At 68.0% G+C, this 22357-nt stretch carries 19 protein-coding genes; 7 read left to right on the forward strand and 12 right to left on the reverse strand.

Annotation, left to right across the window (positions count from 1 at the left end; genetic code table 11):
- Positions 1-5: 5 nt before the first annotated feature.
- From sdhA to KHC24_RS02340, 4 genes are all read left to right on the forward strand, one after another.
- Positions 6-1862, forward strand: coding sequence for a succinate dehydrogenase flavoprotein subunit (gene sdhA / locus KHC24_RS02325; protein WP_246546070.1), 1857 nt, complete (start codon positions 6-8; stop codon positions 1860-1862).
- Between the two features lie 76 nt (positions 1863-1938).
- A complete protein-coding gene (locus tag KHC24_RS02330) occupies positions 1939-2721 on the forward strand; it encodes a succinate dehydrogenase iron-sulfur subunit (protein ID WP_213358989.1) in 783 nt (260 codons plus the stop codon).
- A 386-nt stretch (positions 2722-3107) separates the two neighbouring features.
- Entirely contained in the window at positions 3108-4004 is an 897-nt protein-coding gene (gluQRS, locus tag KHC24_RS02335; RefSeq protein WP_213358990.1) for a tRNA glutamyl-Q(34) synthetase GluQRS, read from the forward strand.
- A gap of 206 nt (positions 4005-4210) precedes the next feature.
- Positions 4211-5458 (forward strand): glycerophosphodiester phosphodiesterase family protein, encoded by a 1248-nt coding sequence (locus KHC24_RS02340; protein WP_213358991.1) that lies wholly within the window; start codon positions 4211-4213, stop codon positions 5456-5458.
- A gap of 126 nt (positions 5459-5584) precedes the next feature.
- On the opposite strand, the gene KHC24_RS02345 is transcribed toward KHC24_RS02340, so the two are convergent.
- The 5 genes from KHC24_RS02345 to KHC24_RS02365 all read right to left on the reverse strand — a co-directional run bounded on the left by KHC24_RS02345 (position 5585) and on the right by KHC24_RS02365 (position 10224).
- Positions 5585-6541 (reverse strand): AEC family transporter, encoded by a 957-nt coding sequence (locus KHC24_RS02345; RefSeq protein WP_213358992.1) that lies wholly within the window; start codon positions 6539-6541, stop codon positions 5585-5587.
- Between the two features lie 7 nt (positions 6542-6548).
- The gene (locus tag KHC24_RS02350; protein ID WP_246546071.1) at positions 6549-6857 is read right to left on the reverse strand and encodes a hypothetical protein; all 309 of its coding nucleotides are present in this window, start codon (positions 6855-6857) and stop codon (positions 6549-6551) included.
- A gap of 255 nt (positions 6858-7112) precedes the next feature.
- Positions 7113-7697, reverse strand: a complete 585-nt coding sequence (locus KHC24_RS02355) for a disulfide bond formation protein B (RefSeq protein ID WP_213358994.1) — start codon at positions 7695-7697, stop codon at positions 7113-7115.
- Between the two features lie 9 nt (positions 7698-7706).
- Positions 7707-7862 carry a DUF5993 family protein gene (locus tag KHC24_RS02360; protein WP_213358996.1) on the reverse strand — a complete coding sequence of 52 codons (156 nt, stop codon included), beginning with the start codon at positions 7860-7862 and terminating at the stop codon, positions 7707-7709.
- Positions 7863-8010: 148 nt separating this feature from the next.
- Complete coding sequence (locus tag KHC24_RS02365) at positions 8011-10224, reverse strand: primosomal protein N' (RefSeq protein ID WP_213358997.1); 2214 nt, start codon at positions 10222-10224, stop codon at positions 8011-8013.
- Positions 10225-10329: 105 nt separating this feature from the next.
- On the opposite strand from KHC24_RS02365, the gene KHC24_RS02370 reads away from it, so the two are divergent.
- The 3 genes from KHC24_RS02370 to KHC24_RS25380 all read left to right on the forward strand — a co-directional run bounded on the left by KHC24_RS02370 (position 10330) and on the right by KHC24_RS25380 (position 12051).
- Positions 10330-11343, forward strand: coding sequence for a tyrosine recombinase XerC (locus tag KHC24_RS02370; RefSeq protein WP_213358998.1), 1014 nt, complete (start codon positions 10330-10332; stop codon positions 11341-11343).
- Positions 11344-11345: 2 nt separating this feature from the next.
- Positions 11346-11813, forward strand: a complete 468-nt coding sequence (locus KHC24_RS02375; RefSeq protein WP_373878549.1) for a VOC family protein — start codon at positions 11346-11348, stop codon at positions 11811-11813.
- 109 nt (positions 11814-11922) lie between these two features.
- Positions 11923-12051, forward strand: coding sequence for a hypothetical protein (locus KHC24_RS25380; protein ID WP_271180500.1), 129 nt, complete (start codon positions 11923-11925; stop codon positions 12049-12051).
- 97 nt (positions 12052-12148) lie between these two features.
- Here the strand turns inward: KHC24_RS25380 and lpdA are convergent, their stop codons facing one another.
- From lpdA to zapE, 7 genes are all read right to left on the reverse strand, one after another.
- Positions 12149-13549 (reverse strand): dihydrolipoyl dehydrogenase, encoded by a 1401-nt coding sequence (gene lpdA, locus KHC24_RS02380; RefSeq protein WP_213358999.1) that lies wholly within the window; start codon positions 13547-13549, stop codon positions 12149-12151.
- A 27-nt stretch (positions 13550-13576) separates the two neighbouring features.
- Positions 13577-14218: a LysE family transporter gene (locus tag KHC24_RS02385; RefSeq protein WP_373878550.1), complete on the reverse strand. Its 642-nt coding sequence runs from the start codon at positions 14216-14218 to the stop codon at positions 13577-13579.
- Positions 14219-14245: 27 nt separating this feature from the next.
- Positions 14246-15508 (reverse strand): 2-oxoglutarate dehydrogenase complex dihydrolipoyllysine-residue succinyltransferase, encoded by a 1263-nt coding sequence (gene odhB, locus KHC24_RS02390; RefSeq protein ID WP_213359000.1) that lies wholly within the window; start codon positions 15506-15508, stop codon positions 14246-14248.
- A gap of 86 nt (positions 15509-15594) precedes the next feature.
- Positions 15595-18576 (reverse strand): 2-oxoglutarate dehydrogenase E1 component, encoded by a 2982-nt coding sequence (locus KHC24_RS02395; RefSeq protein WP_213359001.1) that lies wholly within the window; start codon positions 18574-18576, stop codon positions 15595-15597.
- Between the two features lie 315 nt (positions 18577-18891).
- Positions 18892-19857 (reverse strand): malate dehydrogenase, encoded by a 966-nt coding sequence (mdh, locus tag KHC24_RS02400; protein WP_213359002.1) that lies wholly within the window; start codon positions 19855-19857, stop codon positions 18892-18894.
- Between the two features lie 288 nt (positions 19858-20145).
- Positions 20146-20877, reverse strand: coding sequence for a DUF1003 domain-containing protein (locus KHC24_RS02405; protein WP_213359004.1), 732 nt, complete (start codon positions 20875-20877; stop codon positions 20146-20148).
- Between the two features lie 52 nt (positions 20878-20929).
- Complete coding sequence (gene zapE / locus KHC24_RS02410) at positions 20930-22144, reverse strand: cell division protein ZapE (RefSeq protein ID WP_213359006.1); 1215 nt, start codon at positions 22142-22144, stop codon at positions 20930-20932.
- Positions 22145-22357 lie beyond the last annotated feature (213 nt).

Here is a 22357-nt window from a genome sequence, read left to right on the forward strand (position 1 = left end):
GTTCCATGGCCGAGACGCACTCTGCAAACGGATCTGCCGCCAATGGCGCGACCCCGCATGCCGCCCATCTGAACGGCGCCTATCCGATCACCGACCATACCTATGACGTGGTGGTGGTCGGCGCCGGCGGCGCCGGCCTGCGCGCCGTGGTCGGCTGTTCCGAGGCCGGGCTGCGCACCGCCTGCGTGACCAAGGTGTTCCCGACCCGCTCGCACACCGTGGCGGCGCAGGGCGGCATCGCCGCCTCGCTCGGCAATATGGGCACCGACGACTGGCGCTACCATATGTACGACACCGTCAAGGGGTCGGACTGGCTGGGCGACCAGGACGCCATCGAATATCTGGTGCGCCATGCGCCGGCGGCGGTCTATGAGCTGGAGCACTGGGGCGTGCCGTTCTCGCGCACCGAGGCCGGCAAGATCTACCAGCGCCCGTTCGGCGGCATGACCATCGACTACGGCAAGACCCCGGCGCAGCGCACCTGCGCCGCTGCCGACCGCACCGGCCACGCCATCCTGCACACGCTCTACGGCGCGGCGCTGAAGCACAATGCCGAGTTCTTCATCGAGTATTTCGCCCTCGACCTGATCATGGACGAGGACGGCCGCTGCCGCGGCATCGTGGCGCTGAAGATGGACGACGGCACCATCCACCGCTTCCGGGCGCAGACGGTTATCCTCGCCACCGGCGGCTATGGCCGCGCCTATTTCTCCGCCACCTCCGCCCATACCTGCACCGGCGACGGCAACGCCATGGTCCTGCGCGCCGGCCTGCCCTTGCAGGACATGGAGTTCGTGCAGTTCCACCCGACCGGCATCTACGGCTCGGGCTGCCTGATCACCGAAGGCGCACGCGGCGAGGGCGGCTACCTCACCAATGCCGAGGGCGAGCGCTTCATGGAGCGCTACGCCCCCTCGGCCAAGGACCTCGCCTCGCGCGACGTGGTCTCGCGCTCCATGACCATGGAGATCCGCGAGGGCCGCGGCGTCGGCAAGAGCAAGGACCACATCTTCCTGCACCTCGACCATCTCGACCCGGCGATCCTGCACGAGCGCCTGCCGGGCATTTCCGAGAGCGCCAAGATCTTCGCCGGCGTCGATGTGACCAAGGAGCCGATCCCGGTGCTGCCGACGGTGCACTACAACATGGGCGGCATCCCCACCAACTTCCACGGCGAGGTGGTGACCAAGAAGGACGGCAACCCCGACCACGTGGTGCCCGGCCTGATGGCGGTGGGCGAATGCGCCTGCGTGTCGATCCACGGCGCCAACCGCCTCGGTTCCAACTCGCTGACCGACCTGGTGGTGTTCGGCCGCGCCGCGGCGCTGCGCTGCGCCGAGCTGCTCACGCCGGGCGACAAGCAGCGCGAATTGCCGGCGGATTCGGCCGAGCTGGCGCTGTCGCGGCTCGACCATTTCCGCAACGCCGATGGCGGCACGCCGACCGCGGATCTGCGCCTGTCCATGCAGAAGGTGATGCAGAACAACTGCGCCGTCTACCGCACCGGCGAGGTGCTGGAAGAGGGCCGCAAGCTGATCGCCGACGTGTTCGCCGGCACCGACGACATCGACGTCACCGACCGCTCGCTGGTGTGGAACTCCGACCTCATCGAGACGCTGGAATATGACAACCTGATCTGTCTCGCCTCGGTGACGATGGAATCGGCCGCCGCTCGTACGGAAAGCCGCGGCGCCCATGCGCGCGAGGATTTCCCGGACCGCGACGATGCCAAGTGGATGAAGCACACGCTGGCCTTCGTCGATTTCGACAAGCGTTCGGTGAAGCTCGACGACCGTCCGGTGCACACCTACACGCTCTCGAACGACATCCAGTACATCGAGCCGCGCAAGCGGGTTTACTGACAAGCCGGCGGCATCGGTCGCCGGTATTTACCGACAGGCCTGCGGCAGCGGCCGCAAGCGGAGATGAAGGCCGAACATGGTCCAGCTGACGCTTCCGAAGAACTCCCAGCTCGTCGACGGCACGGTGTGGCCGAAGCCGGAAGGCACCAACCGGCTGACCGAATACCGCATCTATCGCTGGAACCCGGATGACGGCAAGAACCCGCATGTCGACACCTATTATGTCGACCGCGACGATTGCGGGCCGATGGTGCTGGATGGCCTGATCTACATCAAGAACAAGATCGACCCGACGCTGACCTTCCGCCGCTCCTGCCGCGAGGGCATCTGCGGCTCCTGCGCCATGAATATCGACGGCACCAACACGCTGGCCTGCCTCAAGAGCATGGACGACGTGACGGCGAAGTCGGTCAACATCTACCCGCTGCCGCATATGCCGGTGGTGAAGGACCTGGTGCCGGACCTCACCCAGTTCTACGCCCAGCACGCCTCGGTGGAGCCGTGGCTGCACACCAAGACCCCGGCGCCGGAAAAGGAATGGCCGCAGGGCCGCCAGGACCGCGAGAAGCTTGACGGGCTGTATGAGTGCATCCTGTGCGCCTGCTGCTCGACCTCCTGCCCGAGCTACTGGTGGAACGGCGACCGCTATCTCGGCCCGGCCGCGCTGCTGCAGGCCTATCGCTGGCTGATCGACAGCCGCGACGAGGCGACCCCCGAGCGGCTCGACGACCTCGAGGATCCGTTCCGGCTGTATCGCTGCCACACCATCATGAACTGCGCCAAGGCCTGCCCGAAGGGTCTGAACCCGGCCAAGGCGATCGCCGAGATCAAGAAGATGATGGTCGCCCGCCAGTTCTGAGGCGGCTTCTTTCTTTCCGAAGGATCGACATGGCCGGGATGAGCCCGGCACGTGTTTGGTTTCAGCGGGGCCGGGCTCGTTCCGGCCATGTGTTTGATTTCAGCATGGCCGGGCTCGTCCCGGCCATGCGCGTTTCGGGGGCGTGTGAGAGGTGTCGGGGCGTCTCGCCCCCTCACCCGGCGCTGCGCGCCGACCTCTCCCCGACGGGGAGAGGTGAAGGAAGGTGTCGCCGCGCGTCATGCCGGGAGCGGCACGGGCATCCGTCTCACGAGCACTGTCGCGGCGGATAAGTGGCTCGCTCCCCCCGCGGGAGACGCGGGCGGGATGAGAGTGCTTCGCCGGCATCCCTCTCGCCTTGCGCGGCGCTCCTGGCGTAGAGAAGGTCGATGCCGCGCTCCGATCCCCGCCCCGTCTTCCGCTTCGCGCCGAGCCCGAATGGCTGGCTGCATCTCGGCCATGCCCGTTCGGCGCTGATCAACGCGCAGATGGCGTGGGAGACCGGCGGGCGGCTGCTGCTGCGCATCGAGGATATCGACGCCACGCGCTGCCGGCCGGAATACGAGGCGGCGATCTATGAGGACCTCGCCTGGCTCGGCCTCGACTGGGAGCAGCCGGTGCGCCGGCAATCCGAGCACATGAACGCCTACCGCGCGGCGCTGGAGCGGCTTGAGGCGATGGGCCTCGTCTATGCCAGCTTCGAGAGCCGTGCCGAGATCCGCGCCGAGGTCGCGGCCCGGCCGGGCTGGCCAAGCGACCCGGACGGGGCGCCGCTGTTCCCGTTCGCCCGCGCGGCGACCGGCGAGGCGGAGGGCCGCGGCGGGCCGGCGGCGGGAGAGTCCCAACCCCAACTCCAACCCCCGTCCCATTCCCAGCCGCATGCGTTGCGGCTCGACATGGCCCAGGCAGTGGCGCGGGCCGGCGGGGGGCTGTGCTGGCGGGAATGGGGCGTGGCGGAGCCGGTGATCGCCGACCCCGGTGCCTGGGGCGACGTCGTCCTTGCCCGCAAGGAGACGCCGACCAGCTATCACCTCTCGGTCGTGGTCGACGATGCGCTGCAAGGCGTGACGCATGTGGTGCGCGGCACCGACCTGAAGGCGGCGACCTCGGTGCACCGGCTGCTCCAGCGGCTGCTCGACCTGCCGGAACCGCTTTATCACCATCATACGCTGGTGCTGGACGCCGAAGGGCGCAAGCTTTCCAAATCGATCGGCTCGGAAAGCCTGCGCGAGCTGCGCGCGCGGGGCGTGAGCGCCGCCGAGGTGCGGAACATGGCGCTCGGCTAGAGCAGTTCCGGCGAAATCCGGTTCACCGGAATCGCTCGAGCGCTTTGTTTGTACGCAATTCTTTTCGCAAACCCGCGGCGCACTTTTGCGGGCATTGCTCTAGGCATCGCCGCGCCGTTCCCGCAACCTGTCGCGCTGCGTCAAGCCGATGTCATCGGCGGCGGCTATCCCTTCGCCGTCACTTGCCGGGGGAAGGGAAACCGCCAATGCCGCTGTTCATGTCGATCCGCCTGCCGCTTGCCGCTCTCGCTCTGTCGCTGTCCGTCGTGCCGCCGGTCGCCGCGCAGGAAGTTAGCCGGCTTGCCGATGTCGGCCCGCGTCCGTTCCATCTGGTCGATACCATGAAGGACGGCCCGCTGAAGGACCAGCTGGCGCAGTGCAAGGGGCCGTTCACCACCAAGAACTTCTCGATCTCGCATCGCGGCGCGCCGCTGCAGTTTCCCGAGCACACCCGCGAGGGCTACCTCGCCGCCGCCCAGATGGGCGCCGGCGTCATCGAGTGCGACGTCGCCTTCACCAAGGACCGCGAGCTGGTGTGCCGTCACGCCCAGTGCGACCTGCATACCACCACCGATATCCTCGCCCGTCCGGAACTCGCCTCGAAATGCTCGCAGGGCTTCCAGCCGGCCGACCCGGTGACCGGCCGCAAGGCCAGCGCCAAATGCTGCACCAGCGACCTGACGCTCGCCGAGTTCCGCTCGCTGAAGCCGAAGATGGATGCCGGCAACCCCAACGCCACCACCGTCGCCGACTACATGAACGCCACGCCGCGCTGGCGCACCGACCTCTATGTCGACCGGGCGACGCTGATGTCGCACAAGGACTATATCGAGCTGGTCAAGTCGCTCGGCCTCAAATTCACCCCGGAGCTGAAGGCGCCGGAAGTGACGATGCCGTTCGAGGGCAGCTACACGCAGCAGGACTATGCCCAGCAGCTCATCAATGAATACAAGGCGGCCGGCATCGACCCGAAGGACGTCTACGCCCAGTCGTTCCAGCTCGACGACGTGCTGTACTGGCTGAAGGCCGAGCCGGCCTTCGGCGCCCAGGCGGTCTATCTCGACGGCCGCGACGAGACCGACACCGGCTTCGACAACATGAAGGCCGAGACCTGGAAGCCCTCCATGCAGGAGCTGGCCGACAAGGGCGTGAAGATCCTCGCCCCGCCGCTGTGGATGCTGGTGACCGCCAAGGACGGCAAGATCGTGCCCTCGCTCTATGCGCAGGAAGCCAAGAAGGCGTCGCTGGGACTGATCGCCTGGTCGCTGGAGCGCTCCGGCCCGCTGAAGGATGGCGGCGGCTACTACTACCAGTCGATCAAGTCGGTGACCGACCGCGACGGCGACACGCTCAGCCTGCTCGACGTGCTGGCGCGCGACATCGGCGTGATCGGCGTGTTCTCCGACTGGCCGGCGACCACCACCTTCTACGCCAACTGCATGAAGCTGAACTGATCCGGGGCCGGCATCGATCCGGCCTTGGCAGGGGTGTGACCCCCGCCGTACGGCGTCCGATCCGCCGGCGGCGGGCTTCACCCTGGCAGCCCGTTCGACGCATTTTCGTCCGTACTTCGGACGGGTTCAGCCGACGCCGAGAATCAGGAACCACACCGAGACGGTGAACAGGCTGAGCGCGGTCGACAGCGACACCGCGCTCGCCGAGGCGGTGACGCCGACGCGGTAGCGCTGGGCCAGCAGATAGGCGTTGATGCCCGACGGCATCGCCGCGAACACCACCGCGACGTCGGCCCACACTTTCGGCATCGGCAGCACCTGCACCAGCGCGAACACCAGCGCCGGATGCACCACCAGCTTCAGCGCGGTGATCAGCGCCGCCGGGGCGAGGTCGCCGCGGATCGGGTAGCGGTGCAGCGCCAGGCCGAGCGAGACCAGCGCGCAGGGCGAGGCGGACGCGGCCAGCATGTCGAGCGTCTGCTTCAACAGTCCGCCCGGCATGTAGCCGAGCAGCTTGGCGATGCCGCCGGCATAGATGCCGAGCAGGATCGGGTTGAAGGCCAGCTGGCGGCCGAGCTTCTTCAATCCGGAGAGGGAGAGGCCGGAGGCGGCGCCCTCGGTGAGCACCGTCGCCACCACCATCATCACCGGCAGGTGGATGGCGATCAGCAGGAACAGCGGCACCGCGCCTTCCGGCCCGAAGGCGTTGAGGATGAGCGGCACGCCGACGAAGACGGTGTTGGCCTGGCCGGAGGTGAAGCCCTGGATCACCGCCTCGGTATGGTCGCGGCCGAACAGCTTGCGCGCCGCCAGCATGCCGAGGCCGAACACCGTGAAGGCGCCGGCGAAATAGGCGATCCAGTAGCCCCAGGGCTGGCCTTCGGCCGGCAATTCGGCCTCGGCCAGCGTCTTGAAGATGAGCACCGGCACGGCGAGGCCGAACACATATTCGGACAGGCCTTCCGCCGCCTTCTCACGCAGCAGCCCGCCGCGGCTGGCGGCATAGCCGAGGCCGATCAGGCCGAAGACCGGCGCCACCAGGAAAGCGATGCCCCCAAGCTGGGCGCCGAGCTGTGCGAGCATGTATGTCTCAGGCCGCCGCTTCCGAGAAGGCGGTGGAGACGAGGTGCGAGGAACGCACCGGCACCATCACATCGATGCGCGACCACAGCCGCTCCGCCACCTCGACCGGCGCGGTGAAGGCGATTTCGGCGCGCATCTGCCCGAGATCGGCCATGTCGATGACGCCGTCGGCCGGGCCGTCCATGCGCAGCCTGGTGGGCTGCACGTCGTGCACGGCGAAGGGTTCGAGCAGGCGGAGCATGAGATTGGGATGGGCATCGGCCTCCACCACGAGGCGATGGCGAAGAAGACCGTGATTCAGGCTAGGGGCAGTCATGGCAGCGGGTCCGCGAATGACGAGGGAAGGGCAGGCGCGTCAGACCTCCCGGCCGAACGGATCGGCAAGCAGGGGTCAGGAAACCCGGCCGATAAAATCGGCCGGGCGGCGAATTCGCCGCCCCTCGCGGATGCGCTTGCTGGTCATCGTCGTCGTCATGCCGGTGAAGCTAGGCGTCCGCCGCGCCAACGTCAATATGACGAAAGTGCGCCGCAGCCGTGCTTTGTCGCGGGCCTGGGCTTGCTGCCGCGGGGTTCAGGGCGTCGCGGGGTGGGCGGGCAGCAACTCATAGCCGGTCGGATCGTCCGGGCAGAGGCCGGCGCCGCATTCGAGCACGGTGGAGATGCCATTGACGAAGGTCAGCGCCGCCATCAGCACCAGCGCCGCCATGGCGAGGGTGCCGGATGGCCGGGCGTCCGGGGATGGGACGTCGAACTGGCGATCGAACATCAGCAGGACGGCGCAGCCGCCGATGATGACGACATAGAGCAGCAGCGCCCATGAATAGAAATGCAGGCCGAGCAGCGCGTCGCCATAGCTGCCGGTGCCGGGCACGATATGCAGCAGCACCTGCCGCACCGAGACCAGGGCGCCGGCCATCGCCGAGAGGATGGCGACGGCGTAGTGGCTCGGCCGCGCTCCGAATCGCAGGTTCAGGGCCAGGCCGAGGCCGACGCCGCAGAAGCCGACCCGCTGCAGGATGCAGAGCGGGCAGGGCAGGTCGCGATAGAGGATCTGGTCGAGCAGGGCGAAGAGCAGCACCGCCGCCACGGCGAACAGGCCGAGCGTGTTCAAGAGCCGCGAGCGGGCGGGATCGAGAATCGCGGGGCCGGTGCTCATCGACGCCTCTCACAGCACGATGTTCAGCGCGTCGGTGGCGTGCTGGCGGAACAGCAGCGCCAGCACGGTCATCGACAGCGCCCAGGCCAGCATGGCGGTGCCGCGCCAGCCGGCGATGGCGAGCACCAGCCCGGCGAACAGGCCGAAAAACGGAATGCTCATCATCGGCGGAGCGTCCTCAAGCAGCAGAGGCGGAGCGCAGAGGCGTGACGGCAGAAGCTTGACGGCGGCTGATGCCGCATTGTGAGCAGGAATCGCCGCCGCTGTCATGACGCGCTGCGGTGGTTCGGGCGGATCACTGGAAGCTCTCGAATTACAGGAAGCTCTGCGGATCGATGTCGATCTCCACCTTCACATTGCCGCGCGGGCGCGGCGCCGACGCCATCCAGTCGCGTACATAGTTCGAGAGATCGAAGGCGCGGGGCGCGCGCGCCAGCAATCGCAGCCGGTGGCGCCCGCGCAGCAGCGAGATCGGCGCCTCGGCCGGGCCGAGCACGCGCACGCCCTCGACGATCGGCGCCGAGGCGGCGAGCGCCTGGGCATGGCGCTGCGCCTCGTGCTGCTCGTTCGCCGACACGACGAGGGCGCAGAAGCGGGCGAAGGGCGGCAGGCCGGCCTCCTCGCGCACCCCGATCTCGCGGTCGTAAAAGGCGTCGCGGTCGCCAGCGATCAGCGCCTGCATCACCGGGTGCTCGGGCATGTAGGTTTGCAGCAGGGCGCGGCCTTCCAGCTTGTGACGGCCGGCGCGGCCGGCGACCTGGTGCAGCAGCTGGAAGGTGCGCTCGGCCGCGCGGGGATCGCCGTGCCCCAGTCCCACATCGGCATCGACGACGCCGACAAGGGCGAGGCCGGGGAAATTGTGGCCCTTGGCGACCAGCTGAGTGCCGACAATCACGTCCACCTCGCCATCTTCGATGGCCTTGATCTCGGCGCGCAATCGCTCGACGCCGCCGGCGAGATCGGAGGACAGCACCTGTATGCGTGCGTCCGGCATCAGCGCGGCGATTTCCTCATGCAGCCGCTCGACGCCGGGACCGCAGGGAATGAGGCTGTTCGGCTCGTGGCAGGAGGGGCAGGCCTCCGGCACCGGGCTCGCATAGCCGCATTGATGGCATTCGAGCCGGCGGCGGAAGCGGTGCTCGACCAGCCAGGACGAGCAGGAGGGGCAGCGGATGCGATGGCCGCAGGAGCGGCACAGCGTGAGCGGGGCGTAGCCGCGGCGGTTGAGGAACAGCAGCGCCTGCCCGCCGCGCGCCACCGTGTCGGTGATGTCGGCGACGAGGCGCGGGGCGATCCAGCGGCCCTTGGGCGGCCCTTCGCGGCGCATGTCGATGGGCTCCAGCCGCGGCACCCGGGTGCCGGCGAAGCGTTCCGGCAGCGCGAGGCGGCGGTAGCGGCCACGTCGGCCATTCACCTCGGTCTCGAGCGATGGCGTCGCCGAGGCGAGCACCACCGGCGCGCCGGCGAGCCGGGCGCGCACCACCGCCATGTCGCGGGCGTGGTAGTGGACGCCGTCCTCCTGCTTGTAGGCGCTGTCATGCTCCTCATCGACGATGACCAGGCCGAGATCGCGGTAGGGCAGGAACAGCGCCGAGCGGGCGCCGGCCACCACGCTGACCTCGCCGGAGGCGACGCCGGCGAAGACGCGGGCGCGGCGCTTGGTGCCGACCGCCGAATGCCACTGCGCCGGGACGACGCCGAAACGCCGGGCGAAGCGGTCGAGGAAAGCCTGCGTCAGGGCGATTTCCGGCATCAGGATCAGCACCTGCCGGCCGTCGCGGATCGCCTGCGCCACACCCTCGAAATAGGTCTCGGTCTTGCCGGAGCCGGTGACGCCATCCAGCAGATGCACGCGGAACTCATGCGCCGCCACCGCCTCGCGCAGGACATCCGCCGCCGCCTGCTGGCCGGGCAGCAGCTCGGGCACCGCGTGATCGGGGTCCGGCGGCTCGGCGGCGGGCTCGGGCGGCAGGGTGACGGTCTCCAGCACCCCCTCGTCGATCAGGCCGTCCACCACCGAGGGCGAGACGCCGGCCTCGCGGGCGGCATCGCCCTTGGGGCGCAGGAAGCCATCGGCCAGCGCCTCGACGACCTTCTCGCGCGCGCTCGTGCGGCGCTCCGGCCGCTTGTCGGTGAGCCGCACCCCGACGCGCTCGCGCTGCGGACCGGCGGCCTCGTCATGCCGGAGCGCAAGGCGCAGCACCATGCCGGGCGACGAGACGGTGTAGTCCGCCATCCACTCGATGAAGGCGATCATCTGTGCCGACAGCGGCGGGGCGGCATATTTGCGGATCACCGGCTTCAGCTTCGCCGGATCGACCGGCTTCGCCACGGCGGCGGGATCGCGCGGCCAGACGCAGCCGAGAATGTTGCGTGGCCCGAGCGGCACCACCACCACGTCGCCGGGCGCAAGCTGCATGCCTTCCGGCACGCGATAGGAATAGGCCGAGCCCACCGCGACGGGCAGCAGCACGTCGACGGTCTCGATGGCGCCGGAGAACATGTCGGCGGGTGGTTCAAAAGCCATTTAATCGGAAGCCATGGCGACGCGGGCGGCTGGATCGGGAATCGGAGCTTTCATTAAGCCACATATGGCATGTTTGCCGGACGAAACGAGGAGGAACCGCGCGCCATGGCGATGACCGACAGCGAGAGAGCGGCGCGGGCGGAGCTGGCGCTGCTCGCCGGCGCGGCCCCGGACGTGGCGGCGGCGCTGAAGGGCTGGCTGGCACGGCTCGGCAATGAGCGGCGGCTCTCGGCCAAGACCCGCGAGGCCTATGCCCGCGACATGACGGGTTTCCTCGGCCATCTGGCACGGCATCTCGACGCGCCGCCGGACCTTGCCGCCTTCGAGGCGCTGGCGCCGCGCGACGTGCGGGCGGTGATCGCCGCCAAGCGGGCGGAGGGCATCGAGCCTCGCACGCAGATGCGCTTCCTCGCCGCCGCGCGCTCCTTCGGCCGGCACCTCGAGCGCGAGGGGCTGGGCAAGGTGGGGGCGCTGACGGCGGTGCGCGCGCCGCGCATCGCCCGCACGCTGCCGCGGCCGATCTCGGTGGCCGACGCCAGGAAGCTCGCCGATCCCGACCTTCGCGCCGGCGAGGCGCGCGAGACCTGGGTGCTCCAGCGCGACGCGGCGGTGCTGGCGCTGCTCTACGGCTCCGGCCTGCGCATTTCCGAGGCGCTGGGCCTCAGGCGGCGGGAGATGCCGGCGCCGGGGGAGGGCGACCACATCACCGTCACCGGCAAGGGCGGCAAGACCCGCATGGTGCCGGTTCTGTCCAATGTGCTGCAGGCCATCGCCGCCTATGTGCAGGCCTGCCCGTTCGCGCTGGAGCTCGGCGGGCCGCTGTTCGTCGGCGAGAAGGGCGGGCCGCTGTCGCCGCGCATCGTGCAGCGGGTGGTGGAGCAGCTGCGCGGGGCGCTGGGGCTGCCGGATTCGGCGACGCCGCATGCGCTGCGCCACTCCTTCGCCACGCATCTGCTGGCGCGCGGCGGCGATCTGCGCTCGATCCAGGAACTTCTCGGCCATGCCTCGCTTTCCACCACGCAGATCTACGCCGCCGTCGACGCCTCGGCGCTGATGGCGAGCTGGCGGGCGGCACATCCGCGCGCCACTCTGGGCGAGAGGAGCGGCAAGGGAGGGTGAGCATGGACGACCGGTTGACGGCGACGCTGCAGCCGATCCTGCCGATGATCGACCACATGTCGATCGGGGTCGGCGATCTCGCGCGTTCGGTGGCGTTCTACGACGCGGTGCTGGCGCCGCTCGGCTTCGTGCGGGTACGCCACTACGACGCTTCGCAGGATCCGGGCGGCGGGGCCGCCTGCTGGGGGCGGCCGGGGGAAGCGCCCTCGCCGGATGGCGCAGCGGGGGCGGCGCCGTTCTGGATCCAGCGCCGCGCCGGCATGGTGACGCCGCAGCCCGGCTGCCATTTCTGCCTGCTGGCGCCGGACCGCGAGGCGGTGCGGACCTTTCACGCCGCCGGCCTCACCCATGGCGGCAGCGACGGCGGGGCGCCAGGGCTGCGGCCGCATTACGGCGAGGGGTATTATGCGGCGTTCCTGCTCGATCCTGACGGCTGGAAGATCGAGGCGCTGACCTACACGCCTGCGTGAGACCAGGGTGATTTGCCTGACTTTAGGTCATCTGGCACCACCGCCGCACTTTTCATCAGGAAGATCCTGCGTAGACTGGCTGCGGTTTAATAGCCAGAGGAGATCTGACATGAAGAAGATCGTGACGGCCCTGTGTGCGCTTTCCCTCACGGTGGCCGTTTCGGGCGCCGCGTTTGCCGACTGCACGCCGGGCCATGCCTCGGTGAAGCAGCCGACGACCAGTTCGCAGGGCACCTGATCCTGCTCGTCCCCCCGCCAAAACGGAACGGCCCGGAGAGACATTCTCCGGGCCGTTTTCGTTGACGGGTTGAGGCTTCGGGGCCGAGGCCGCGGCCTCACATATGGATGGCGCGCTTTTCCACCGCCATCGCCGCTTCCTTCACCGCCTCTGAGCGGGTGGGGTGGGCGTGGCAGGTTCGGGCGAGGTCCTCGGAGGAGCCGCCGAACTCCATCAGCACCGCGCATTCGTGGATCATCTCGCCGGCCTCGACGCCGATGATATGGGCGCCGAGCACCTTGTCGGTGGCGGCGTCGGCGAGGATCTTCACGAAGCCCTCGGTCTGGTCGTTGGCCTTGGCGCGGCCATTGGCCAGGAACGGGAACTTGCCGACCTTGTAGTCGATGCCGGCCGCCTTCAGCTCCTCCTCGGTCTTGCCGACCGAGGCGACTTCCGGCGAGGTGTAGACCACGCCCGGAATGACATCGTAATTCACGTGCCCGGCCTGGCCGGCGAGCAGCTCGGCGATGGCGACGCCCTCGTCCTCGGCCTTGTGGGCCAGCATCGGGCCGGCAATGGCGTCGCCGATGGCGAAGATGCCGGGAACGTTGGTGCGGAAATAATGGTCGGTGACCACGCGGCCGCGCTTGTCGGTCTCGACGCCGAGCGCCTCCAGGCCGAGGCCTTCGGTGTAGGCGACGCGGCCGATGGCGACCAGCACCACATCGGCTTCCAGCGTCTCGGCGGCGCCGCCGGCGGCGGGCTCGATGGAGGCCTTCAGCGTGGCGCCGGAGGTGTCGACGCCGGTGACCTTGGCGCCGAGCTTGAAGGCGATGCCCTGCTTTTCGAGGATGCGCTGGAACGACTTGGCGACCTCGCCATCCATGCCCGGCAGGATGCGGTCGAGATACTCGACGACCGTCACCTCGGCGCCGAGGCGGCGCCACACCGAGCCGAGCTCAAGCCCGATGACGCCGGCGCCGACCACGATCAGCTTGCCCGGCACCTTTTCCAGCGCGATGGCGCCGGTGGAGGAGACGATGCGGGTCTCGTCGATCTCGATGCCCGGCAGCTTCGCCACATCCGAGCCGGTGGCGATGACGATGGCCGTGCTCTCAAGCGTCTGCGCGCCGCCGTCGGCGAGGGCGACCTCCACCTTGCCGGGTGCCGAAATGGTGGCGGTGCCGTGATAGGTGTCGATCTTGTTCTTCTTCATCAGGAAGGCGACACCCTTGGTGTTGCCGTCCACCGCCTTGTCCTTGAAGCCGAGCAGCGCCGGCAGGTCGAGCTTCGGCTTGTCGACCACGATGCCCATATTGGCAAAGGAGTGGCCGGCCTCCTCGAACAGCTCGGAGGCGTGCAGCAGCGCCTTGGAGGGGATGCAGCCGACATTGAGGCAGGTGCCGCCGAAGGTGGCGCGCTTCTCCACCACCGCGACCTTGAGGCCGAGCTGCGAGGCGCGGATGGCGCAGACATAGCCGCCCGGGCCGGTGCCGATGACGATCAGGTCGTAGGACATGGAGGTTTCCTTGAATTCCGAAAGCGATCAGCCGGCCTTCTGGGCGGCAAGGCGTAGGCCGAGCAGCACGAAGGTCGCCCCGGTGATCCGGTTGAACCAGCGACCGCCCGCCGCGAAGCGTGCCCGCACGGCGGGATTGGTGAAGAACAGCGTGACGCCGGCGAACCAGGCGATCAGCGCCGCCGCCATGCCGATGCCATACAGGAAGGTGACGGCGGCCGGCGTCTCGTGGCTGACCAGCGCCGAGAACAGCGACAGGAAGAACAGCACCGGCTTGGGATTCAGCGCATTGGTGAGGAAGCCCATGCCGAAGCACATCGGCAGCGACAAGCGGCGAGCGGCCCTGGCCTCACCGGCCAACGCGGTCTCGTCGAGGCTGAACGGCTTCTCGAAGAAGGAGCGGATGCCGAGATAGACCAGATAGGCGACGCCGCACCACTTGATCAGCGCGAACAGCGCCAGCGACTGCGAGACCACCAGCCCGATGCCGAGAATGGTGTAGCTGATGTGGAAGAGGAGCGAGGCGCCGATGCCGAAGCTGGTGACCAGCGCCGCGCGGCGGCCATGCACCACGCTCTGGCGCACGACGAGGGCGAAATCCGCCCCCGGCGCCACGATCACCACCGCGAACACGGCCATGATGGTCGCGAATTCGCCGAGATAGCTCAACGCCCCCTCCGCCTCAGTGAGTTGCGATCACAGGTCCAGCACGAGGCGGGTCGGATCTTCCAGAGCTTCCTTGACGCGGACGAGGAAGGTGACCGCACCCTTGCCGTCGACGATGCGGTGATCGTAGCTCAGCGCCAGATACATCATAGGCCGGATGACGACCTGGCCCTTGATCGCCACCGGGCGCTCCTCGATGCGGTGCATGCCGAGAATGCCGGACTGCGGCGCATTGAGGATCGGCGTCGACATCAGCGAGCCGTAGATGCCGCCATTGGTGATGGTGAAGGTGCCGCCCTGCATGTCGTCGATGCCGAGCTTGCCGTCGCGCGCCTTGCGGCCATAGCCGGAGATCGTCTTCTCGATGCCGGCGATGGAGAGCGCATCGGCGTCGCGCACCACCGGAACCACCAGGCCCTTATCGGTACCGACCGCGATGCCGATATTGTAGTAGTTCTTGTAGATCAGGTCCTGGCCGTCGATCTCGGCGTTCACCTCCGGCACGTCCTTCAGCGCCTGGATGACCGCCTTGGTGAAGAAGCCCATGAAGCCGAGCTTCACGCCGTGCTTCTTCTCGAACACGTCCTTGTACTGCGCGCGTAGGCTCATCACCGCCGACATGTCGACATCGTTGAAGGTGGTGAGCATGGCGGCGGCGTTCTGCGCGTCCTTCAGCCGCTTGGCGATGGTCTGGCGCAGCTTGGTCATCTTGACCCGCTCCTCGCGGACCGCGTCGCCCGGCGTCGAGGGCACGCGGGCGACGACCGGCGCAGCGGGCGCTTGAACGGCGGGCGCGGCGGCAGGCGGGGCGGAGATGGCGGCGAGCATGTCGCCCTTGGTCACGCGGCCGTCCTTGCCGGAGCCGGCGAGCAGGGCCGGGTTGATGCCGGTCTCGGCGGCGAGCTTGGCGACCGCCGGGCCGTTCGCACCGGCCGGGGCGGCGGCGGCGACGGGAGCCGGAGCCGGCTTGGGCGCTTCGGTCTTGGGCGCCTCGGTCTTGGCCGGCGCGGGAGCCGCCGTGGCCGCCGCAGCCGGAGCCGCGGCCTGGGCGCCCGAACCGGCGCCGATCGAACCGAGCAGCGCGCCGACGCCGACGGTCTCGCCATCCTTGGCGACGATCTCGGACAGCACGCCGGCAGCGGGAGCCGGCACCTCGATCGTGACCTTGTCGGTCTCAAGCTCGACAATCGGCTCGTCGGCGGCGACGGCATCGCCAGCCTTCTTGAACCACTTGCCGATGGTCGCCTCGGTGACCGATTCGCCCAGCGTCGGAACGCGGATCTCGGTGGCCATGCTCGTTTTCCCTTACCTACCCATTAGCCGACCGCGTGGCCGGCGCTCCCTCGTTCGTCAATGCGGCCCGTGCAATCCGAGGCGCCTCAGTCCAGCGCGTCGGCAAGGAATGCCTTGAGCTGGGCGAGGTGCTTCGACATCAGGCCGGTGGCGGTGGCCGCCGAGGCCGGCCGGCCGGCATAACGCGGCCGCGCCGAGGCCGAACTCGCCTGCTCCAGCACCCATTCCAGATAAGGCTGCACGAAGGCCCAGGCACCCTGGTTCTTCGGCTCTTCCTGGCACCAGACGATCTCCGCCTGCTTGAAGCGCGACAATTCCTGCACCAGCGTCTTGAGCGGGAACGGGAACAACTGCTCGATGCGCATCAGATAGATGTCGTCGATGCCGCGGCGCTCGCGCTCCTCGAACAGGTCGTAATAGACCTTGCCCGAGCACAGCACGACGCGGCGGATCTTGTCGTCGGCCTGAAGCGTGACCGATTCCGGCCCCTTCACCACATGCTCGTTCTGGGCGTCGTCCCACAGCACGCGGTGGAAGGTGGTGCCGGCGCCGAACTGCGCCAGCGTCGAGACCGCCCGCTTGTGGCGCAGCAGGCTTTTCGGCGTCATCAGGATCAGCGGCTTGCGGAAGTCGCGCTTCAGCTGGCGGCGCAGGGCATGGAAGTAGTTTGCCGGCGTCGTCAGGTTGGCGACCTGCATGTTGTCCTCGGCGCACATCTGCAGATAGCGCTCGAGACGGGCGGAGGAATGCTCCGGCCCCTGGCCCTCATAGCCGTGCGGCAGCAGGCAGACCAGGCCGGACATGCGCAGCCACTTGCGCTCGCCGGAGGACAGGAACTGGTCGAACACCACCTGCGCGCCATTGGCGAAGTCGCCGAACTGCGCCTCCCACAGCACCAGCGCATTGGGCTCGGAGAGCGAGTAGCCGTATTCGAAGCCGAGCACCGCCTCTTCCGAGAGCATCGAGTTGATGACCTCGTAGTGCGCCTGGCCCTCCCGCACATGGTTGAACGGCGTGTAGCGGTCCTCGTTCTGCTGGTCGATCAGCACCGAATGGCGCTGCGAGAAGGTGCCGCGCTCGCAATCCTGGCCGGACAGGCGCACCGGGTGGCCGTCGAGCTGCAGCGTGGTGAAGGCCAGCGCCTCGGCGGTCGACCAGTCGATACCGGCGCCGTCCTCGACGATCGCCTTGCGGCGGGAATCGAGAAAGCGCTGGATGGTGCGGTGGACCTGGAAGCCCTCCGGCACGGTGGTGATCCGGGTGCCGATTTCCTTCAGCTCGTCGATGGCGACGCCGGTATTGCCGCGGCGCGGATCGTCGGCGTCGGCGGCGGCCTTGAGGCCGGCCCAGCGGCCGTCGAGCCAGTCGGCCTTGTTCGGCTTGTAAGCCTGGCCGGCGTCGTATTCGGCGTCGAGGCGCGCGCGCCAGTCGGCCTTCATGCGGTCGAATTCGGCGGCGTCGACGACGCCCTCGGCCGCGAGCTTCTTCGAGTAGATCTCCAGCGTCGACGGGTGCTGCTTGATCGCCTTGTACATCAGCGGCTGGGTGAAGGCGGGCTCGTCGCCTTCATTGTGGCCGAAGCGGCGGTAGCAGAACATGTCGATGACCACCGGCTTGCGGAAGCGCTGGCGGAACTCGATAGCGATCTTGGCGGCGAAGGTCACCGCCTCCGGGTCGTCGCCGTTCACGTGGAAGATCGGCGCCTCGATGGTCTTGGCGACGTCCGACGGATAGGGCGAGGAGCGCGAGAAGCGCGGATAGGTGGTGAAGCCGATCTGGTTGTTGATGATGAAGTGGATCGAGCCGCCGGTGCGGTGACCCTTCAGCCCGGACAGACCGAGGCACTCGGCCACCACGCCCTGGCCGGCGAAGGCGGCGTCGCCGTGCAGCAGCAGCGGCAGCACCTGCACGCGCTCGGTGTCGCCCAACGCGTCCTGCTTGGCGCGGCACTTGCCGAGCACCACCGGGTCGACGATTTCGAGATGCGACGGGTTGGCGGTGAGCGACAGATGCACCTTGTTGCCGTCGAACTCGCGGTCCGAGGAGGCGCCGAGATGGTACTTCACGTCCCCGGAGCCCTCGACCTCGTCGGGGGCCCAAGAGCCGCCCTTGAACTCGTGGAACAGCGCGCGGTGCGGCTTGCCCATCACCTGGGTCAGCGTGTTGAGGCGGCCGCGATGAGCCATGCCGAACACGATGTCGGTGACGCCGAGCTGGCCGCCGCGCTTGATGATCTGCTCGAGCGCCGGGATCAGGCTCTCGCCGCCGTCGAGGCCGAAGCGCTTGGTGCCGGTGTAGCGGACGTCGAGGAACTTCTCGAAGCCCTCGGCCTCGACCAGCTTGTTGAGGATGGCCTTCTTGCCCTCGCGGGTGAAGGAGATCTCCTTGTCGACGCCCTCGATGCGCTCCTGGATCCACGCCTTCTCCTCGGGCGAGGAGATGTGCATGAACTCCACGCCGAGCGTGTTGCAGTAGGTGCGCTGGAGGATGGACACCATCTGGCGGACGGTGGCGAATTCGAGCCCGAGCACATGGTCGATGAAGATCGGCCGGTCGAGATCGGCCTGCGTGGTGAAGCCGTAGGAGGCGGGGTCGAGCTCGGGCGCGGGATGCTCCGGCTCCAGACCCAGCGGATCGAGCCGGGCGTGAAGGTGGCCGCGCATGCGGTAGGCGCGGATCATCATCAGCGCCTTGACGGAATCGCGGGTGGCCTGCTGCACCTCGGCGGAGGAGAGCTCGACACCGGCCTTCTGCGCCTTCTCGACGGTCTTGGCCTCGACCTTCTTGCCGACCGTCTTCTCGACCTCGATCCAGTTGCCGTCGAGGGCGGAGACCAACTCGCCATTGGCAGTGAGCGGCCAGTTGTCCCGCTTCCAGGAGGCGCCGCGGGCGCTCTTCTCGACGTCGGCGGGCGAATCCTTCAGCGCCGCGAAGAAGGCCTGCCACTCGGGATCGACCGAGGTGGGATCGGCTTCATAGCTGGCGTAGAGCTGCTCGATCCAGGCCGCATTGGCGCCGTAGAGGAAGGAGGTGTTCAGGAAGGCTTCGTTCGTGTCCGCGCGCGACATTGTCGGCTCCTGAGGGACCGCTGTGGTCCGGTGGAGGCGCTTTCTCACCGGCCGGTCATCCTGCCTGGCGACACAAGGACCGGTACGATGCCCCGTTATGGGGACGAAAGCTGTGGTCTTCAGTCTATATAGGCTCGTCTTGACGTCATGAATGCCGCGAGATTGCGGCGCGGGCCTGCAAAAAACGATGATCTCGCCCGATCTTGACCGAGACACGACGGCCTCGGCGCAACCACGTCGCCCGGCCTCATCGGCACAAGCAAGATAGGTACCGCAATCCCCGGCGACCAGATGCCGCCGGAGATTGCAAGCGCGTCACGCCGCGAGGCCGGGCGCGATCTTCTGGCACTCGGCGATCAGTTCCTTCACCGAGGCGACCGACTTGTCGAGCATGGCCTGCTCGTTGGCATCGAGGGCGATCTCGACGATCTTCTCCACGCCGCCGGCGCCGATCAGCACCGGCACGCCGAGATAGAGGCCGTCGAGGCCGTACTCGCCCGACAGATAGGCGGCGCAGGGCAGCAACCGCTTCTTGTCGCGCAGATAGGACGCCGCCATTTCGATCGCCGAAGCCGCCGGGGCGTAGAAGGCCGAGCCGGTCTTCAGCAGGTTGACGATCTCGCCGCCGCCCTTGCGGGTGCGCTCGACGATGGCGTCGACCTTTTCCTGCGTCGTCCAGCCCATCTTGACCAGGTCCGGCAGCGGGATGCCGGCAACGCCGGAATAGCGCACCAGCGGCACCATGTCGTCGCCGTGGCCGCCGAGCACGAAGGCGGTGACGTCCTCCACCGAGACCTTGAACTCGTCGGCGAGGAAGTAGCGGAAGCGGGCTGAATCCAGCACGCCGGCCATGCCGACGACCTTGTTGGTCGGCAGGCCGGAGGCCTTCTGCAGCGCCCACACCATGGCGTCGAGCGGGTTGGTGATGCAGATCACGAAGGCGTCGGGGGCATATTCCTTGATGCCCGCGCCGACCTGCTGCATGACCTTCAGATTGATGTCGAGGAGGTCGGAGCGGCTCATGCCCGGCTTGCGCGGCACGCCGGCGGTGACGATGATGACGTCGGCACCCGCGATCGCCTCATAGCTGTTGACGCCGGTATAGGCGGCATCGAAGCCGAGCACCGGGCTCGCTTCGGCGATGTCGAGGCTTTTGCCCTGCGGAACGCCTTCGACCACGTCGAAGAGGACGATGTCCCCAAGTTCCTTGAGACCCGTGAGGAGGGCGAGCGTGCCCCCGATCTGACCGGCCCCGATCAGTGCAATCTTTGCTCGAGCCATGAGATTTCCTGACGTTCCGTGGGATAGGGCGGCGAAGTGCCGCGCCGGCTTCCGATAACGCTTCTCGCCGGAGGGTTCAAGCGAGGATGGCCGGTAGTGTAAACATTGACGTCTACGACTTTACGACGATGTTCCTGGCATATGGCATGCCGAATACCTGCTCTCTGTTTTCCGCATAACTATCGCGTGATCGCGCGACGATCATCGGGCTCCGGCAAGATGCGATGACGGGCCGATGACAGACCAATGACACGGGCGGTCGGAGACTTGCGGAACGCTGCAAAAGGGTCAGCGACGGCGCTGGAGCACCTCTTCCATCAGCTCGATCTGGATCGACTGGATCTCGGCGAGGCGCTCCCACTGCCGCGTCAGCATGTGGTCGATCTTCTCCTGCAGATGCCGGATCTCCAGCTCCGCCTTGAGATTCACGCGGTAGTCGTTCTCCGAGCGCCTGCGGTCCTTCGCCTCCTGCCGCTTCTGGCTCATCATGATGACCGGCGCCTGCAGGGCGGCGATGCAGGAGAGCACGAGATTGAGCAGGATGAACGGGTAGGGATCGAAGGCACCGGCGGCGAGCAGCGCGGTGTTGACGATCATCCACACCACCAGCAGCCCGCAGAAGCCGATGATGAAGGTCCAGCTGCCGCCGAAGCTGGCGATGTGGTCGGCGGCGCGCTCGCCGAGGGTGCGGTTCTCGTCCAGCTCCTCCTCGACGTTTTCGGCGAGGGTCTCGTGGCGGGCGAGGCTCTCGATGACGTCGCGCTCGATCTGCGAGAGGTCGCCGCGCTCGGCCTGCAGCGTCTCGGCGATCATGTTGGCGCGCTCGGCCGCGAGCGCCTCGCGGGAGATGAAGGCGTCGTCGGCGATGTCCGGGTGGGCGGCACGGATATGGGCGGCGAGCGCCGGACGCAGCATGTCCAGCCGCTCGCCATCATGCTCGGAGACGATGGCGCCGGTGAGGGCGCAATGATGCCGGATGCGGTGCCGGTCCGGGGCGCTGGCGGGTCCGTGATGCGTCATGGCTGCGCTCCTGCGCTCCTGCGATCCGCCGTCCGGCTTTCCGCCTCGCCGATCAGGTCTCGACGAGGCCGGTGGTATCGCCACTGGCCTGGGAATCGCCGCGTCCATGCGGACGGGCGAGGTAATCGGCCGAGCGCATCTCGTGCAGGCGCGAGACGGTGCGCGCCCATTCGAAGGCCTCGGCGCCCTGGGTGCCGCGATAGAGGTCGTCCGGCTCCGCCTCCGCCGAGGCGACCAGCTTGACGCCCTTGTCGTAGAGCTCGTCGATCAGGGTGATGAAGCGCTTGGCTTCGTTGCGCCGATCCTGTTCCAATACCGGCACATGCTCGATGACCAGCGTATGATAGCTGCGGGCAAGGCGCAGATAGTCGGAGGCGCCGAGCGGTGCCTCGCACAGATCGGCGAAGGTGAAGCGCGCGGCGCCGCCGCCGGCCTTCGGCACGCGGAGATTTCGCCCGCCGGAGACCACGATCGCCGGGGCGCCGCCATCGACGCCGGCAAGGCGGTGCCAGATCTTCTCGACCTCGCGGTCGATTTCCGCCGGGGTGCCATGCTCGCCGGGCACATACCAGATGCGGGCGCCGCCGAGCTTCTCCATTCGGTAGTCGGTTGGCGAATCGATGCGCACCACGTCCATATGCGCTTCGATCAGCTTGATGAAAGGCAGGAACAAAGCGCGGTTGAGCCCGCCCTCATAGAGGTTTTCCGGCGCTACGTTGGAGGTGGCGACGATGACGACGCCGGCGTCGAACAGCTTCTCGAACAGCCGGCCGAGGATCATCGCATCGGTGATGTCGGTGACGTGGAACTCGTCGAAGCACAGCAGCCACGCCTCTTCCGCCAGCGCCTTGGCGACGACGGAAATGGGATCGGCGTCCTTGAGCCTGCCGGCCTTCATGTCGTTGCGCACCTGGAAGATACGGGCGTGGACATCGGCCATGAATTCATGGAAATGCGCCCGGCGCTTGCGCTTGCGCACGGCGACGCATTCATAGAACAGATCGACCAGCATCGTCTTGCCGCGCCCGACCGAGCCATGGATGTAGAGCCCGCGCGGCGGCGGCTGCTGCACGTCCCGCTTGGCGAACAGCCAGCCCAGCGCCGACGACTTGCGGGCCAGGCGCCGCGTCGCGATGCGCTGCTCCAGCGCGGCGAGCGCCGAGACCACCTTGGCCTGGCCGGCATCGGGGGCGATGTCGCCGGCAGCCATGCGGGCGACATAGCGAGCCGCCAGCACCGACCCGCCTGCTTCTGCCGCAAGCTCCATCTGGCCGATCTCCTCAATTTGTGCCGCGCACACCTAGCGAGGCGAGGGCGGTACAGCAAGGAGGCGTGAGGCGGTCTTGGACGAAGGTTCGGTTGTTTTCGTGCGGGACTGCAATGGTGAGGCCGGCCGGCCGGCGATGTGCGGGATAATCCGCAAATCCGACCGCCGGCGGCTGCGAGTCGGCGGCTTACGCAACCTTCCCGACTTGACCCC

Origin of the sequence: Ancylobacter defluvii, assembly GCF_018390605.1 — a bacterium.
Lineage (GTDB): Bacteria > Pseudomonadota > Alphaproteobacteria > Rhizobiales > Xanthobacteraceae > Ancylobacter > Ancylobacter defluvii.